Source organism: Actinoplanes couchii (genome assembly GCF_016862075.1).
In the GTDB taxonomy this organism is placed as follows: Bacteria; Actinomycetota; Actinomycetes; order Mycobacteriales; family Micromonosporaceae; genus Actinoplanes; species Actinoplanes couchii.
The window spans coordinates 20,805-35,398 of record NZ_BOMG01000042.1; the positions used below are offsets into that span (position 1 = coordinate 20,805).

Below are 14,594 nucleotides of genomic sequence, written 5' to 3' on the forward strand. Positions count from 1 at the left end.
TCAGGTCGGGACCGGGACGCTGGTCCAGGAGTCGATCCACTTCGGGATGCCGTCCGGGTGGATCGGGCGGCACATGTAGTAGCCCTGGGCGTGTTCACAGCCCATCTCGCCGACCACCGTCAACGTCTTCTCGTCCTCGATGCCCTCGGCCACCACCGTCAGGTCCAGGGCGTGGGCCAGGTCCACGATGGCGGTGACGATGGCCCGGCCGCGTTCGGTGGTCAGGATCTCGGCGGTGAACTTGCGGTCGATCTTCAGCTCGTCCAGGGGCATCGACTGGAGGTAGCTCATCGACGAGTAACCCACCCCGAAGTCGTCGATGGACACCCGGACACCCCGGTCGCGCAGGTGGGTGAGGGCGGCCGCCGCGCTCTCCGGGTCGGTGATCAGGAACGATTCGGTGATCTCCATGGTCAGGTGGCCGGGTACCGCGTCGTACTGCCGCAGGAGTCCCTCCACCCGGGCCGGGAAACCGGGATCCCGCAGGCAGGCGGCGCCGATGTTGACCGCGACCGGGATGTGCCGGCCGTCCTCGCGCCACTCGGCCTGCTGCCGCAGCGCCATGTCGAGGACCGCCTCGGTCAGTGACAGCATCAGGTCGCTCTGCTCGGCCTCGGGCACGAACGCCTGCGGGCCGAGCAGTCCCCGGGTCGGGTGCCGCCAGCGGACCAGCGCCTCCATGCCGGCCACCGAGCGGTCCGCCGGGCGTACCTTCGGCTGGTAGTGCAGTTCGAGTTCGCCCCGGTCGATGGCGAAGCGCAGGTCGGTGAGCAGGGTGAGCTGTTCGAAGCTGTTGTTGTCGTTCTCCGGCTCGTAGGCGGCGATCCCGAGCCGGTTGCGTTTGGCGTGGTACATCGCCACGTCGGCGTGCTGCAGCAGTTCCTCGGCGCTGGCGCTGAGCGACGGGTAGTGCGAGTAGCCGATGCTGCCGCTGATGTCGACACTGAGGCCGCCGACGTCGGCGGGCCCGCACAGTTCGGCCAGGACACGCTGGGCGACCGTACGCGCGTCGATGATGCCCTCGACCCCGGTCAGCAGGATCGCGAACTCGTCGCCGCCGAGCCGGGCCACCAGGTCCGAGGCGCGGCTCCCGGCGCTGAGCCGGCGGGCCACCTCGACCAGCAGCAGGTCGCCGGAGTGGTGCCCGAGGGTGTCGTTGACCTCCTTGAACCGGTTGAGGTCGAGCAGCAGCAGCCCGACACCGGGGCCGGCGCGGTCGGCGTCGGCGATGGCCCGGGACACCCGTTCACCGAGCAGCCGGCGGTTGGCGAGCCCGGTGAGCCCGTCGTGGGAGGCCCGGTAGTCGTTGTCGGCGGCCTGCCGTTCGGTGCGTTTCTGGTACGCCAGCAGCACCAGCCCGCAGAAGATCACCAGCAGCAAGTCGGCCAGTGACAGCACCTCGACGGCGATCAGTTGCCGGGCGTTCGCGTCCTTGGCGTCGCGCAGCACCACGGCGATGGCCAGGTTGTTGCGGGCCACGTTCACCGACGCCTGGCGGCGCAGGCCGGACGCGCTCAGGGCGGCCTGCCGGGCGTACTTCAGGGTGTTCTCCCGGTCCTCGGTGGCCGCCGCGTCGATCAGGTTCCGCAGCGTGTACGTGTAGCCGCCGTACGCGTTCTGCAGCGCCATCACCTGCCGGGTGTCGTCGGTGCCGCCGTTGGCCAGCAGCCAGCGCAGGTTGGGTTCGGCCGAGCCGATCGAGGACAGCAGCGGCTGACGGTCGCCCGTCTCCGGCGAGTCGAGGTAGTCCTCCAGTAACTCGTACTCCATGCTGATCTTGAGGTAGATCTCGTTCCACTGCTGACTGGTCTGCTGGGTGCCGGCCGCGATGTCGGCGGCCCGGGCGGTGGAGCGGCTGCTGACCACGGCCATCGCGGCGAGCAGGGCGAGTCCCACGGTGAGGGCCGCCACCGCGCTGCGGGCGACCACCCGCCGCCGTAACCAGTCCCGCATGGCACCTCCCGAACCCTTATCGGCCGGGTTGTCGCAGTCATGAGACCTCAGCCGGGGCCCGGTCCGGCCGATGGGAGGGCGGGGGTGGAGATGAGGGTCGCGTCCGCCGCGTTCTCCGTGGCGCTACTGCTCGCCGCGTGCGCTGCCGAGGCCCCGACGCCGTCGGCGACCGATCCGGCGGTGCTGGTGGTGGCCGGCCGGCAGGTCGACTTCGTGAAGGAGCTGTCCGCCGGTTTCGCCGAGGGTGTGCGGCGGGTGCCCGGGATCCAGCACCGCACGATCGGGCCGGACGACGTCGACAACGCCGCCGAGATGCGCATGATCCGGGGTTTCCTGGACGGGAAACACGGCTCGGTCTCGCTGTTCACGTTCGCCCCGGAGCTGTTCGCCGACTCGCTGGGCAAGGCGGTCACGGCCGGTACCGCGCTGGTCGCGCTGCACTCGATCCCGGCGCCGGGTTCCCGGGTGCCGCTCTACATCGGCAACGACAACCTGGCGATCGGCACCCAGCTGGGCGAGGCGATGGCCCACCGGATCCCGGCACAGACCGAGGGACTGGTGATCATCGGATCGCCGTACCCGGGGGTGACCGTCCTGGACGAACGCGCCACCGGGGTCCGGGCGGCGATCGAGCGGCTGCGGCCGGACGTGACGGTGCTCGGGCCGTTCGACACCAAGCAGGACCCGGGGGCGAACCGGCACGCCTGGAGCACCCTGCAGGAGGCGAACCCGCACGCGCTCGCCTTCATCGGGGTGGGCGGCGCGGACGCGCACAGTCTGGCCCTGCTCCGGACCTCGGTCACCACCCGGATCGACGGGGGTGTCGGCACCGACCCGAAGGCGCTCGCGATGGCGGCGCGGGGCCCGATGGTGCTGGTGTCCACCGAGCCCTATCTGCAGGGGCTGCTGGCCGGGGCGATCCAGGCCCGGTGCGCGAAGGACGGCGATCCGCTGCCGACCGGCTGGCTGCCGGTGCCGGGCATCGTCGTGGACACCACGAACGCCGCGGAGATCACCGGCCGGCAGAGCAGCGAGGTGGCCCGGCGGGAGTGGTTCCGAGAGCGGGCCAACGAGATCCTGGGCGATCTGCCGGACACGATGCGCCCGCTAGTTGACGCCCAGTGACTCGCCGATCGAGCGACCCTCCTCGACGGCGTCGGTCCACGCCTTGGTGGCGGTCTTCGTGCCGGCCTCGATGGCGGCGAGCTGCGCCACGAACGCGTCGTGAATCTTGGAGTCGGCCGGCGCCTCGTAGACCCGGTGTGCCTTGCGGGCCGACTCGGCGAAGATCTCGACGGTCTTCTGGCCGCCGAAGAACGGGTCCGGCTCCTGCAGCGCGGGCATGTCGAACGCCGCCGTCGCGGCCGGGAAGAGCCCGGCGTCGGTGAACGCCGCGGCCTGGTTCTCCGGATCGAGGATCCACCTGATGATCTCGAAGGAGAGGTCCGGGTCGGCGGCGCCCTCCGGGATGGCCAGGAACGAGCCGCCGTAGTTGGCGCCGATCGCCGGGCCGTCCGCGACCCGCCACTTGCCGCTGGTGTCCGGGGCCAGGCTGGTCAGGTCGAAGCCGAGCCAGGACGCGCCGAGGGCGGTGGCGACCGTGCCCTCCTGCAGCGCCTTGCCCCAGCCGGTCTCGTCGGTGCTGGTGATGGCGGCCGACAGATCCTTGGCGATCAGTTCGACGGCCAGGTCCCAGGCTTCCCGGACGTGGGCCTCACCGCCGATGTAATGGTTGGTCTCGTCGATGTAGCGCTGGGTGCCCTGCCAGAGCTTGATCGTGTACAGCTCGGCGCCGCTGCGGACCAGCTTCACCGACGGTGTCGCCTTCACCAGCTTCACGCCGCCGGCGATGTAGTCGTCCCAGGTGCGCACCGCCGCGGCCATCTCGTCCGGCTCGCTGGGCAGCCCGGCGGCGGCGAAGAGGTCGGAGCGGAAGAAGGTGGCGGTCGGCCCGATGTCGATCGGGAAGCCGACCTGCCGGTTGTCCGGCGAGGCGGCCTGCTGCCATTTCCACGGCACGTACTGGCTCATCAGCTCGTCGGCGCCGAGGGTGTGCAGGTCGGCGAAGAGGTCGGCGCGGGGGAGCAGGGAGGCGATGTCCTCACCCTTGATGCCGACGATGCCGGGGATGTCCTTGCCGCTGTTCAGGATGTCGACGAGCTGGTCGCGGTAGACGCCCTGCAGCGCGTCCGGGATCAGCTCGGTGCGCGCGTCGAACTGGCTCTTGGCCTTGTTGAGGATGCCGGTGCTCAGGCCGCCCGGCCAGTAGAGCAGGTGGGTGGTGCCGCTGGAGTCGGTGGCCGGCGACTGCTGACCGCAGGCGGTCAGCGCTCCGGCGAGCCCCAGCAGGAGCGCCTGCCGTCGGGATATAGGTCGCAAAACGCCCCTTTCGCCATATCTACCGTATCACCGGATTCAAGGGCACGTGGCCTATTGATATGACCCGGAAGATATATAAGATCATCGCTATCCGCGGGCCATAATGCATACACACATGGAAATGTGTGCATCTCTGGTTCGGGAGGAACCGCGTGAAGAAATCCCTCGCGCTGGCCGGCGTGACCGCGCTGGTCGGTAGCACCCTCGTGGCCACCGCCGCGAGCAGTTCGGCCGCGCCGAAGCCCACGCCGCCGACACCCGCGCAGGCCGAGAGCCGCGCCGACGCCCTGATCGAGTCCCGTCCGGCGGCCATCGTCGCCGCGAAGGGCGAGACCTACGACGCCTACTCGACCAAGGTCGACGCCGACGGCGGCGCCCACACCCGCTACACCCGGGAGTACCAGGGGCTGCGCGTCGCCGGCGGTGACTTCGTCGTGCACACCAAGCCCGACGGCACCCTGGAGAGCACCTCGCTCGGCCTCGCCAAGCCGCTCACGCTGGGCACCACCGCCAAGGTGACCAGCGCCAAGGCTCTGAAGGACGCCAAGTCCCGCTTCGAGGGCAAGCTGACCAAGTCGGATCAGCCCGAGCTGTTCGTCGACGCGAGCACCGGCTACGGCATCCTGGCCTGGGAGACCGTTCTGCACGGCTGGGCGTCCGACGGCCAGACCCCGTCGCGGTTCCACGTCATCACCGACGCCGCCTCCGGCAAGCTGATCGGTGAGTACGACGAGATCAACCACATCACCGGCACCGGCAACAGCATCTTCTCCGGCACCGTCGCCGTCGAGTCCACGCTGTCCGGCTCCACCTACCAGCTGATCGACCCGGAACGCGGCAACGGCCGCACCTGCGACATGAACAACGGCACCAGTACCTGTACGACGTTCACCGACGACGACAACGTGTGGGGCACCGGCCTCAACACCAACCGTCAGTCGGCCGCCGTCGACGCCGCCTTCGGTGCCGCCACCACGTTCGACTACTTCAAGAACGTGCACGGCCGCAACGGCATCTTCGGTGACGGGCGCGGCGTGCCGTCCCGCGTCCACTACGGCAACGCGTACGTCAACGCGTTCTGGGACGGCGCCCAGATGACCTACGGAGACGGCGCGGGCAACGCGAACCCGCTGGTCGCCATCGACGTGGCCGGTCACGAGATGGCCCACGGCGTCACCGAGAACATCGTCAGCGGCGGTCTCACCTATTCCAGCGAGTCCGGCGGTCTGAACGAGGCCACCAGCGACATCTTCGGCTCGATGGTCGAGTTCTACGCGAACACCACGGCCGACCCGGGCGACTACGACATCGGCGAAGAGATCAACATCAACGGCAACGGCACGCCGCTGCGCTACATGTACGACCCGACCCTGGACGGCCGTTCGCACGGCTGCTGGTCGACCAGCACCGCCAGTGTCGACGTGCACTACTCGTCCGGCCCGGCCAACCACTTCTTCTTCAACCTGGCCGAGGGGACCGGCGCCACCGCGTACGGCACCTCTCCGGTCTGTGGCGCCGCCGAGGGTGTCGACGGCATCGGCCGGGACAAGGCCGCCGCTATCTGGTACCGGGCGCTCGACGTCTACTTCGCGTCGAACACCCGCTACGTGAACACCTCGGTGCCGTCGAACACCGCCCGCAACTACACCTTGTCCGCCGCCACCGACCTGTACGGCCTGTGCTCCACCGAGTACAAGACGGTCCAGGCGGCGTGGACCGCGGTCAACGTGGCCGGCAACGAGGACGAGTGCCCGGTCGCCAACGACTTCTCGGTCGCGCTCTCGTCGAACACGGTCGTCCTCGACCCGGGCACCTCGACCGACGTCACCGTCACCACCGCCAGCCTCGACGGTGAGGCGCAGACCATCGACCTGGCCGTCTCCGGTCTGCCGGCCGGCGTGACCGGCGCGTTCGCCGCTCCGTCGGTCACCGCCGGCGAGTCCACCACCCTGACGCTGACCGCCGCGGCCGGTGCCGAGAGCGGCCAGGCCGCGATCACCGTTCGCGGCACCTCGCCGGCGACGACCCGCCGGGCCAACATCGCCCTGACGGTCAACGGCCTGCCCGGCTGCTCCGCCAGCAACGCCACCGACGTCCCGATCAACGACAACAGCACCTCGGAGTCGACGATCGTGATCAGTGGCTGCGACGCCGTCCCGTCCTCGACCAGCAAGGTCGAGGTGCACATCGTCCACACCTACATCGGTGACCTGGTCGTCTCCCTGGTCGCCCCGGACGGCACCGCCTACACGCTGCAGAGCCGCACCGGTGGCAGCACCGACAACATCGACACCACCTACACCGTGAACCTGTCGTCCGAGACGGCGAACGGCGCCTGGATCCTGCGGGTGCAGGACGCCGCGGGCGCCGACACCGGTTACCTCAACAGCTGGTCGCTGAACCTCTGATCGGTTCGTAACACCTCGCGGACCCGGTCACGCAGCCATGCGTGACCGGGTTCGGTGTCGTAACGCTGATGCCACACCGCGACCACCGGCACCCGGGGCAACTCGACCGGCGCGGGTGCGGTGACCAGCCCGAACGCCTCGATCAGCGGCCCGCACGTCACCTCCGCCGCGATCATCAGCGCGTCACTGCCGGCGACGATCCGCAGCGCGCTCGCGGTGCTGCCGACCGACGCGATCACGGTTCTCCGCAGGCCGCGCTCGGCGAGCAGGTCGTCCACCGGATCGGTCAGCCGGCCCCGGCGCGAGAGCAGCACGTGCGGCTGCGCCGCGAAAACCTCGAGATCTTCCCCTTGCCGGTACGGGTGACCCGGGCGCGTCACCACGACCAGCCGGTCCCGGCCGATCGTCTCGGTACGGAACTCGGGCTGCTCGGGCACCGACGCGCCGATCTCCAGGTCCACCCGGCCGTGCCGCAGATCGTCGGAGTCGCCGGACGATTCGGTGAGGAACCTCAGTCGTACCCGGGGAGCGGTCCTGATCGTCGCGGCCAACAGCGCCGGGGCCATCGCGGCGGTCAGGGCGTCGTGGCAGCGCAGCGTGAACGTGCGATCCAGCGTCGGCAGGTCCAGGTCGCGGCGGGGTTGCAGGACCCGCTCGGCCTCGGTGAGCAGGGCGCTTACCTGGTCACGGATCGTGATCGCGTACGGCGTGGGGGTCATCGTCCGCCCGGTCCGGACCAGGATGTCGTCGCCGGTCAGCCGCCGGATCCGCCCGAGCGAACGGCTCACCGCCGGTGACGACAGGTGCAGACGGTCCGCCGCGCCCATCACGCTGCCCTCGGTCAGCAGGGCGTCCAGCACCGTCAGCAGATTCAGATCCAATTGCATGGGAGTAAACCTTAACTTAAAAACAGTGCATTGGACTTATCCGTATGTGTCCACAAGGCTCTGGTGCATGAACCTCTCCACAGTCGTCACCGCTGTCCGTACCGCAGGCACGCAGTTGCTGGAACGCTGGTCACCGGACAACCGTCCGGAAGAGCTGTACGCCGCCCTGCGCGCCAACGACGACCTCGTCACCGCGATCCTTCGTCCCGCGCTGCTCGACGCCCTGCCCGGCTCCGGCTGGGAGGAGGACGAGCACGCCACCGGCCCGATCGCCGCCGGCGACCAGTGGGTGGTCGACCCGGTCGGCGGCAACATGAACCTGGTGCACGGCATGACCGACTGGAACATCGGGGTCGCCCTGGTCCGCGACGGCCGCCCGGTCCTCGGCGTGCTGCACCTGCCGCAGTTCGGCGAGATGTACACCGCCACCGACGGCGGGGGAGCGTTCCTGAACGACGTGCCGATCCGGGTCTCGGCCAAGACCGACCTCGGACTCGCCCTGACCGGAACCGGTCAGGCCCAGCCCGGCCGTGGTGTCGAGCTGACCCGGCGCTTCGGCGACTCGATCACCGCGATGATGCGGTCCGCGCTGTACGTCCGCTCGTCGGTCCCGGTCGGGCACCAGCTGGCCCAGGTCGCGGCCGGGCGGATGGACGTGCACTGGCAGTTCGAGAACGTCCGCTCACACATCGGCCCGGTCCTGCTGGCCCGCGAGGCCGGCGCCACGGTGACCGATCTCGACGGCACGCCGTGGGAGATCACCAGCAGCGGCTATGTGGCCGCCGCGCCCGGCGTGCACGACGCCGCACTGACCGTCGTGCGGGGCGCGCTGTGATCCGGGTGGCCGTTCTCGGGGCCACCGGCGCGACCGGCCGTCTGATGGTGTCGGCCGCCCTCGACCGAGGGCTGGCGGTGACCGCCCTGGCCCGTGACCCCGCGCGGGTGCCCGACCGCCCGGGACTGACGGTGGTGGCCGCCGACGTCGGTGATCCGGCGTCCGTCGCCCGGGCGGTCGACGGGTGTGACGTGCTGGTGTCCGGTCTCGGTGTCCCGAAAGGATCACCGCCCGGCACGCTGACCCTGGGCGCCGCGGCCGTCGTCGCCGCGGCCGTCCCGCGGATCGTCTGGCTGGGCGCGCTGGGCACCGGCCCGTCCGGACCGGCGGCCGGAGCGGTGACCCGCGCCCTGCTCAAGGTGGCGATGAGCGCCGAACTACCGGACAAGGTGGAGGCCGACACGACCATCCTGGCCGCCGGCGGAACCGTCCTGCACGTCGGGCCCCTGGTCGGCGGCAAGGCGGCAGCCGCGCGCACGGTGCCGTTGGAGCAGGCCCCGAGACGGCTGTTCCCGTCCACGGTGAGCCGGTCGACGGTCGCCGCCGCGATGGTGGAGGAGGCGGTGCGGAACCGTTACCCGGGTCAGGTGGTCACCCTGGTTTAGCGGAGTTCGCCGTGCGGGTAACCGCTCCGCGACCCCCCACAACTAGGAGCAAAGATGTCCATTCAGGGACTCTTCTACATCATTGCCATCATCCTGCTCGTCGTGGCCGCCCTCCCGGTCAACACCGGCCGGATCAGCCTGGCCCTGCTCGGCGCAGCATTCGCCCTGGCCGCCTACTCCTGGCCGGTCCTCACCGCCTGACGATCCCCGAACGGCCCCGGCCTTCACGCCGGGGCCGAGGGCCCGCCCCCGCTTCCTTCCGGCCCCGCCAGGTGATCCTGCAGACGGGCGTGCCGGAACTGCCAGGTCAATCCGACCTGCCGCAGCACGCCCCGATGGCCGGCGTCCTCCAGAAACCGGACCAGCCGACCAGCAGTGCACCTCGGCGCGTACATGGTCGGGACATACGCCGCGATCAAGGTCTCCTCGATCGCGGTCGCGCTGCTGATCGACAGCAGTTCGGCCGGGTCGCGTTCCGGCCGTGAGTAGACGGTCCGCGCGAGATAGACCATGAGCGGCAGTGCCAGTGTGGTCGCGAGCGGGCCGTCCTGGCCGGCGCGCATCTTCTCGATCACGGGGTTCCATCGGGACCGGTCGCCGGGCCGGCCCGCGGCCAGGAAGTCGCCGATCCGGGTCACCGGGATCGGTTCGAGCGTCATGGTGGACGCGTGCGGGAGCTGTCCGGCCTCGTGGACCAGGTCCCGGTACTCGTCGGTGCGGCAGGTCAGCACGATCGGCCGGTCCCTGCTGACCGCCGCCCGTAACGCGACGATCGCCTGGGCCCGTCGCCGGTCCGGTAGCTCGTCCAGCCCGTCGACGACCGGGAGGATCCGATGCTGCTCGACCAGCCGGGTGACGGTGGCCCGGCCGGAACCGGCCGGCGCTCGCAGGACGCGGTACTCGTTGAGCAGATGCTCCGCCAGCCACGTGTCGAAGTGCTGCCGAAACGGATTCCAGGAAGCCGCGGTGACCAGCACCGGGACGGGTTCACCAGGCCGCCGGCCGGCCAGCAGCCGGCAGACGAGTAGGACCGCGGCCGAGGTCTTGCCGGCCCCGGGCGGCCCGATGACGACGAGTTGAGGCGCCGGAAGGGACCGCCACCGTCGCGCGATCCCGGTCACGTCGCCCCGCTCCGGGCCGCGCTCGCCCGCACCGTTCCCGGAGATCGTGACCTGCCAGTTCAGCCGCATGGGCTCCGGATCGGTCAGCCCGCGGGTGACGGCCTCACGCTCCCACTGCCGCCGTACCACCAGGGCGAGTTCGTCCTCCAGCGGGCCGAGGCCGTCCCGGTCCACCGTCGGGCCCGCCGTCAGCGCCCGCACGGCGACGGCTAGACCGAGTGCCCCCACGACCGCGCCCGCCATGCTCGCCACCTGGTCACCGAAACTGAGGAGGGCGACCGGCCCGAAGAGCGCGGCCAGAACCAGAGCCCCGGCCACCGCGAACAACACCGAGGCGAACAGCCACAACAGAAGCCAGCGAGTCGACGTCAAGGCACCTCCCGATCGTGGTGGGAGAGACAGGGGCCCCGTCCTTACCTGGCGGACAGAGCTGTCGACTTGACGAAATAGCTAGCCGGTCGGCAAGCTAGTCGAATGGTTGACATGCGTGCGCTTCGTTTTCATTCCTACGGTGACCCCGCCGATGTTCTTCGGCTCGACGAGACGGACAAGCCGGAGCCTGGGGACGGGCAGATCCGGATCGCTGTCGAGGCCTGTGGGCTCACTCCGGCGGACTGGGCGATCTGCGGTGGACTGCACGACGGCGTCCTGCCTCGCGGTATCGGGCTGGAGGTCTCCGGCACCGTGGATGCGCTCGGGGCCGGCGTGACCGGTGTCGAGGTCGGGGATCCGGTCCTCGGGCCGTCCGTGTATGCCGGGGCATCGGGCGGTGCGGCTGACTTCGCCCTGATGGCGACCTGGTTTCCTCGGCCCGCCGGACTCGGAGCGGTGCAGGCCGCGGCGTTGCCGATGGCGGTGGAGACCGCCTACCGGGGCATCGACGCTCTCGGGGACGTCTCCGGCCGGCGGGTGCTGGTCAGTGGGGCGGGAACGACGATCGGGCTCGCGGCTGCCCAGATCGCCCTGCGGCTGGGTGCCCGTGTCATCGCCAGCTCGGGGGACACCTTCGCCGGCTTGTTGCGGGAAGCGGGAGCGGAGGTCGTCGCGTACGGCGAAGGGCTCGGCCCGCGGGTGACGGCACTGGCCGGTGGGCCGGTCGACCTCGTGTTCGACGCCGCGCCGGCCGGGATCATGGCCGAGCTGCTGACCACCGTCACCGACCCGACCCACATCGTCACCGCTACCGATTTCGCCGCGATCCGGGACTTCGGCGTGCGCAGCACCGGCATGAACATGCGGTACGACGTGCTCGGCGAGTACGCCGAACTGGCCGCGCGGGGGCGGTTAGTCATGCCGATCGCCGGGACCTACCCTTTGGATCGCTGGCGGGAACCCCTGGCCGTCAGCCGCTCGGGCAAGGCGCGCGGAAAGCACGTGCTGGTTCCGGCACCGCACTGATCGAAGGAGGCTCGGTGGCTGACCGCACCGACAACCGGCGCACCGACACCCGGGACCGGGTGCTCGCCGTCGCCCTGGATCTCTTCGCCCACCAGGGTTACCAGGTCACGTCACTGCGGGAGATCGCCGAGCGGCTCGGGGTCACCAAAGCGGCGGTGTACTTCCACTTCCGCACCAAGCAGGAGATCCTCACCGCACTGCTGCACGGTTACGCCGGCGACGTCTCCGCCCTGGCCGCCGACGCCGAGGCGGGGCAGCCGCTGACCCGGGACGGGCGGGCGGAACTACTGCGCCGGTACGCCGTACTCCAGGAGCAGTGGGGTTCCGGGTTCGTCCTGCTCCTGCGGCAGAACTATGCCGAGATCCGGGACCTGCCGATCGGGGCCGCGGTCCAGGACGGCACCGCGTCCCTGGTGCGGGCCCTCGCTCCGGCGGGGGCAGGACCGGAAGACCGTCTGCGGGTACGGGTGGCGCTGACCACCTTCCAGATCGCCGCGTCCACGGCAGCCACCGAGGACGATCCGGCCACCACCGAGGCGACCATCGCCCTCGCACTGGACATCCTGCACGGCGGCGATCATTGACCGGGCGCGCCCGCCGTGGTGTCGACGCCGAGGAGGTCACGCAGCGCCGTGACCCCGGCCGGTGTGGGGCGCACCGCGCGGCCTGATCCGATTCGGACCAGCCAGCCGTTGGCGAAGAACGTCGTGCACAGCTGCGCGCCCGCTGCTCCGGCCAGGTGCGGGCGGCGCTCGGTCCAGTCCAGGCAACTCCGGGCCGTCGGACGTCGGCCGGCCGCCGGGCGTCGACCCGAGCCCGGCAGATCCGCCCCGAGCGTCTCGGCGAACCAGGCGCGCCCGGCCACGGTCAACAAGAAGCCACCGTCCTGATCCAGCAGCCCCCGGCTCGTCATCGCATCCGTGACCAGGACACCGAGCCGCCCGGCCAGGTGGTCGTAACAGGTCCGCCCCCGTCGCAGAGCCTCGGAAGCAGCCACGGCCCGCAGACCACGCCCCGCGGTGGGACGGCCCGAGGACGAAGACGCCGCGCCCTCGCCGGCCGCGGTCGACGGTGCCGTGATCCCGCTCGCGAGGTCTTCGATCAGCTGCGCGACCGTGGCGTCGGCCAGCCGGACGTACCGATGGCGGCCCTGTCGTTCCTCGGTGAGGAGGCCGCCGCTGGTCAGGCGGTGCAGGTGCCCGGTGGCGGTGGACCGGGCGACACCGGCATGTGCGGCCAGCTCACCGGCGGTCCAGGCGCGGCCGTCGAGCAGGGCGAGGCACATCGCGGCCCGAGTCCGGTCGGCCAGCAGGGCCGCGAGTGCGGCCAGATCGTCGGCGGTGGTCACCGTCCCAGGTTAGGGCGCGGTCGGTTCGGCGAGGACCGAACAATTGCGGCCGTACGGTCGGGTCATGCGCCTGATCCACGACCTCGACCAAGCCCGGGCCGTCCTCGACGACGTCACGTTCGTGGTACCCCCGGTACCACCCGCCACCAGCGGAATCGCCTGGCTCCGGGCCACCGTCGGCCGTTTCGCCGAGGGCACGGTCCACGAGCGACGGCGAGCCGCCCAGATCGCCATCCTGGACACGATCCCACCAGAGACGTTGCGGGGTCACGGCCCGGCCCATCCGGTGGAGATCCTGGCCCGCGCGATGGGGGTGGACGCGCCGATCGTGGAGTCGGTCCGGGAGGCGGCGCAGGCATACCAGCCGGGCACCGGCGACGAGTCACGCGCGGACGCGGCGGTCACCAGGTTGGTGGCGGTGTTCGGCGGCGTTCACGACGAGGCGACCGCGGCGCGGATCGGCCTCCTGGTGCAGGCGTGCGACGCCACCGCCACGTTGATCGAGCGTTCCCGCGATCGCGGCGTCGCCGAGGTGCTCCGTGATGATCCGCCGGTCGTCGCGACAAAGCGGCAGGCCACCATAACCACGACGATCGGTGGGATCACTATCGGACAGGGTGAGATCGTCCGGGTCCGTCTGGCCGGCGAGACGGCGTTCGGCTCGGGCCCACGTCGCTGCCCGGGCCGCGTCTACGCCCTGGCCCTGGCCGAAGGCAAAGAAGAGAGCTAGGGAGGGGGAGGAGGAAGGCAAAGCGGAGAGGGAGAGGGAGAGGGAGGCGGAGGGCGAGAGGGAAGGTGAGGGCGAGAGGAGGCGGACGGCGAGAGGGCGAGGCGGAGAGCGTCAGGCCGGGCCGGAGTTCGGCAGGAGCGCCAGGATCTCGGTGATGAGCAGGTCGGGGCGGTCGAGCATGACGTTGTGGCCGGAGCCCTCGGCGACGACCACGCGGGCGTTCGGGAGGGCTGCCGCCGACGTCGCGTGGGCGGCCCGCAGCGCGATCGCGGTCTTGTCGCCGGCGCCGGTGGACAGGAAGGTGACCGGGAGGTCGCCCAGGTCCGGCGGGGCGGAACGCAAGGCCGCCAGCCCGGGCACGAGGTGCCGCACCTCGTCGTGCAGGGCACCCGCCGCCCGCCGCCCGAAGTTCTCGTCCCGGAACTGGTCGAACAGGTCCCGGGGGAGCGCGCCGCCCATCCGACCGGCGAGACGCCGGTAGATGCCGAGGGCCACCATCACCCTGGTGACCGGCCCGGCCACGGCCATCCGCCGGGCCATCCCGGGTGTGAAGAAGTCGTCCAGGTTCTCGTCCGACGGGTCGACCAGCACGAGCGCCCGGACATCGGCTCGCCCGGCGGCGGCGAGCCGCGTGATCGGCCCGCCATAACTGTGCCCGACCAGCACGAACGGCCCGGGAAAGGCGTCCAGGACGGCACCGAGATCGTCGGCGAGACGGTTCAGGGTGCGAGGCCGGGGGCCGTCGTCGCTGGAGCCGATGCCCGCACGGTCGTAGACGACCGTGCGGGCATGACGGGCCACCGACGGGGCGACCAGGCCCCAGTAGACCCCGGACATGCCGAGTCCCGCTTCGAAGACGACGGTGCACGGGCCGTCCCCGGCGACCCGGGTGTGCAGGCGCCGGTCACCGATCGTCACGAAGGGGGTCAC

The 14,594-nt window shown here is 70.9% G+C and carries 14 protein-coding genes; 8 read left to right on the forward strand and 6 right to left on the reverse strand.

Going from position 1 to position 14,594, the window contains the following annotated elements:
* The gene (locus Aco03nite_RS14810) at nt 1-1,953 is read right to left on the reverse strand and encodes a putative bifunctional diguanylate cyclase/phosphodiesterase (protein ID WP_203795671.1); all 1,953 of its coding nucleotides are present in this window, start codon (nt 1,951-1,953) and stop codon (nt 1-3) included.
* Nucleotides 1,954-2,043: 90 nt separating this feature from the next.
* Between Aco03nite_RS14810 and Aco03nite_RS14815 the strand changes: the two genes are divergently transcribed.
* Complete coding sequence (locus Aco03nite_RS14815; RefSeq protein WP_239145201.1) at nt 2,044-3,078, forward strand: sugar ABC transporter substrate-binding protein; 1,035 nt, start codon at nt 2,044-2,046, stop codon at nt 3,076-3,078.
* Here Aco03nite_RS14815 and Aco03nite_RS14820 read toward each other — a convergent pair.
* Complete coding sequence (locus Aco03nite_RS14820) at nt 3,061-4,332, reverse strand: extracellular solute-binding protein (RefSeq protein WP_203795673.1); 1,272 nt, start codon at nt 4,330-4,332, stop codon at nt 3,061-3,063. The genes Aco03nite_RS14815 and Aco03nite_RS14820 overlap by 18 nt on opposite strands.
* Nucleotides 4,333-4,484: 152 nt before the next feature.
* Here Aco03nite_RS14820 and Aco03nite_RS14825 point away from each other — a divergent pair, with 152 nt between their 5' ends.
* Entirely contained in the window at nt 4,485-6,740 is a 2,256-nt protein-coding gene (locus tag Aco03nite_RS14825) for a M4 family metallopeptidase (RefSeq protein ID WP_203795674.1), read from the forward strand.
* Here the strand turns inward: Aco03nite_RS14825 and Aco03nite_RS14830 are convergent.
* Nucleotides 6,710-7,627, reverse strand: coding sequence for a LysR family transcriptional regulator (locus Aco03nite_RS14830; protein WP_203795675.1), 918 nt, complete (start codon nt 7,625-7,627; stop codon nt 6,710-6,712). The two genes, Aco03nite_RS14825 and Aco03nite_RS14830, sit on opposite strands and share 31 nt — an antisense overlap.
* A 67-nt stretch (nt 7,628-7,694) precedes the next feature.
* On the opposite strand from Aco03nite_RS14830, the gene Aco03nite_RS14835 reads away from it, so the two are divergent.
* From Aco03nite_RS14835 to Aco03nite_RS14845, 3 genes are read left to right on the forward strand one after another with little or no spacing between them, the layout of a single operon-like run.
* A complete protein-coding gene (locus tag Aco03nite_RS14835) occupies nt 7,695-8,462 on the forward strand; it encodes an inositol monophosphatase family protein (protein WP_203795676.1) in 768 nt (255 codons plus the stop codon).
* Nucleotides 8,463-8,467: 5 nt separating this feature from the next.
* Nucleotides 8,468-9,067: an NAD(P)-dependent oxidoreductase gene (locus tag Aco03nite_RS14840; protein ID WP_239145170.1), complete on the forward strand. Its 600-nt coding sequence runs from the start codon at nt 8,468-8,470 to the stop codon at nt 9,065-9,067.
* A gap of 54 nt (nt 9,068-9,121) precedes the next feature.
* Nucleotides 9,122-9,268, forward strand: coding sequence for a hypothetical protein (locus tag Aco03nite_RS14845; protein ID WP_203795677.1), 147 nt, complete (start codon nt 9,122-9,124; stop codon nt 9,266-9,268).
* A gap of 23 nt (nt 9,269-9,291) precedes the next feature.
* Here the strand turns inward: Aco03nite_RS14845 and Aco03nite_RS14850 are convergent, their stop codons facing one another.
* Nucleotides 9,292-10,560: an NACHT domain-containing protein gene (locus tag Aco03nite_RS14850; RefSeq protein ID WP_203795678.1), complete on the reverse strand. Its 1,269-nt coding sequence runs from the start codon at nt 10,558-10,560 to the stop codon at nt 9,292-9,294.
* Nucleotides 10,561-10,671: 111 nt separating this feature from the next.
* Here Aco03nite_RS14850 and Aco03nite_RS14855 point away from each other — a divergent pair, with 111 nt between their 5' ends.
* Nucleotides 10,672-11,586, forward strand: coding sequence for an NADP-dependent oxidoreductase (locus tag Aco03nite_RS14855; RefSeq protein WP_203795679.1), 915 nt, complete (start codon nt 10,672-10,674; stop codon nt 11,584-11,586).
* 14 nt (nt 11,587-11,600) lie between these two features.
* The gene (locus tag Aco03nite_RS14860) at nt 11,601-12,170 is read left to right on the forward strand and encodes a TetR/AcrR family transcriptional regulator (RefSeq protein WP_203795680.1); all 570 of its coding nucleotides are present in this window, start codon (nt 11,601-11,603) and stop codon (nt 12,168-12,170) included.
* Here the strand turns inward: Aco03nite_RS14860 and Aco03nite_RS14865 are convergent.
* Nucleotides 12,164-12,934, reverse strand: a complete 771-nt coding sequence (locus Aco03nite_RS14865) for an ArsR/SmtB family transcription factor (RefSeq protein ID WP_203795681.1) — start codon at nt 12,932-12,934, stop codon at nt 12,164-12,166. The two genes, Aco03nite_RS14860 and Aco03nite_RS14865, sit on opposite strands and share 7 nt — an antisense overlap.
* A 64-nt stretch (nt 12,935-12,998) precedes the next feature.
* On the opposite strand from Aco03nite_RS14865, the gene Aco03nite_RS14870 reads away from it, so the two are divergent.
* Nucleotides 12,999-13,664 carry a hypothetical protein gene (locus tag Aco03nite_RS14870; protein WP_203795682.1) on the forward strand — a complete coding sequence of 222 codons (666 nt, stop codon included), beginning with the start codon at nt 12,999-13,001 and terminating at the stop codon, nt 13,662-13,664.
* Nucleotides 13,665-13,775: 111 nt separating this feature from the next.
* On the opposite strand, the gene Aco03nite_RS14875 is transcribed toward Aco03nite_RS14870, so the two are convergent.
* Complete coding sequence (locus Aco03nite_RS14875; protein WP_203795683.1) at nt 13,776-14,594, reverse strand: alpha/beta fold hydrolase; 819 nt, start codon at nt 14,592-14,594, stop codon at nt 13,776-13,778.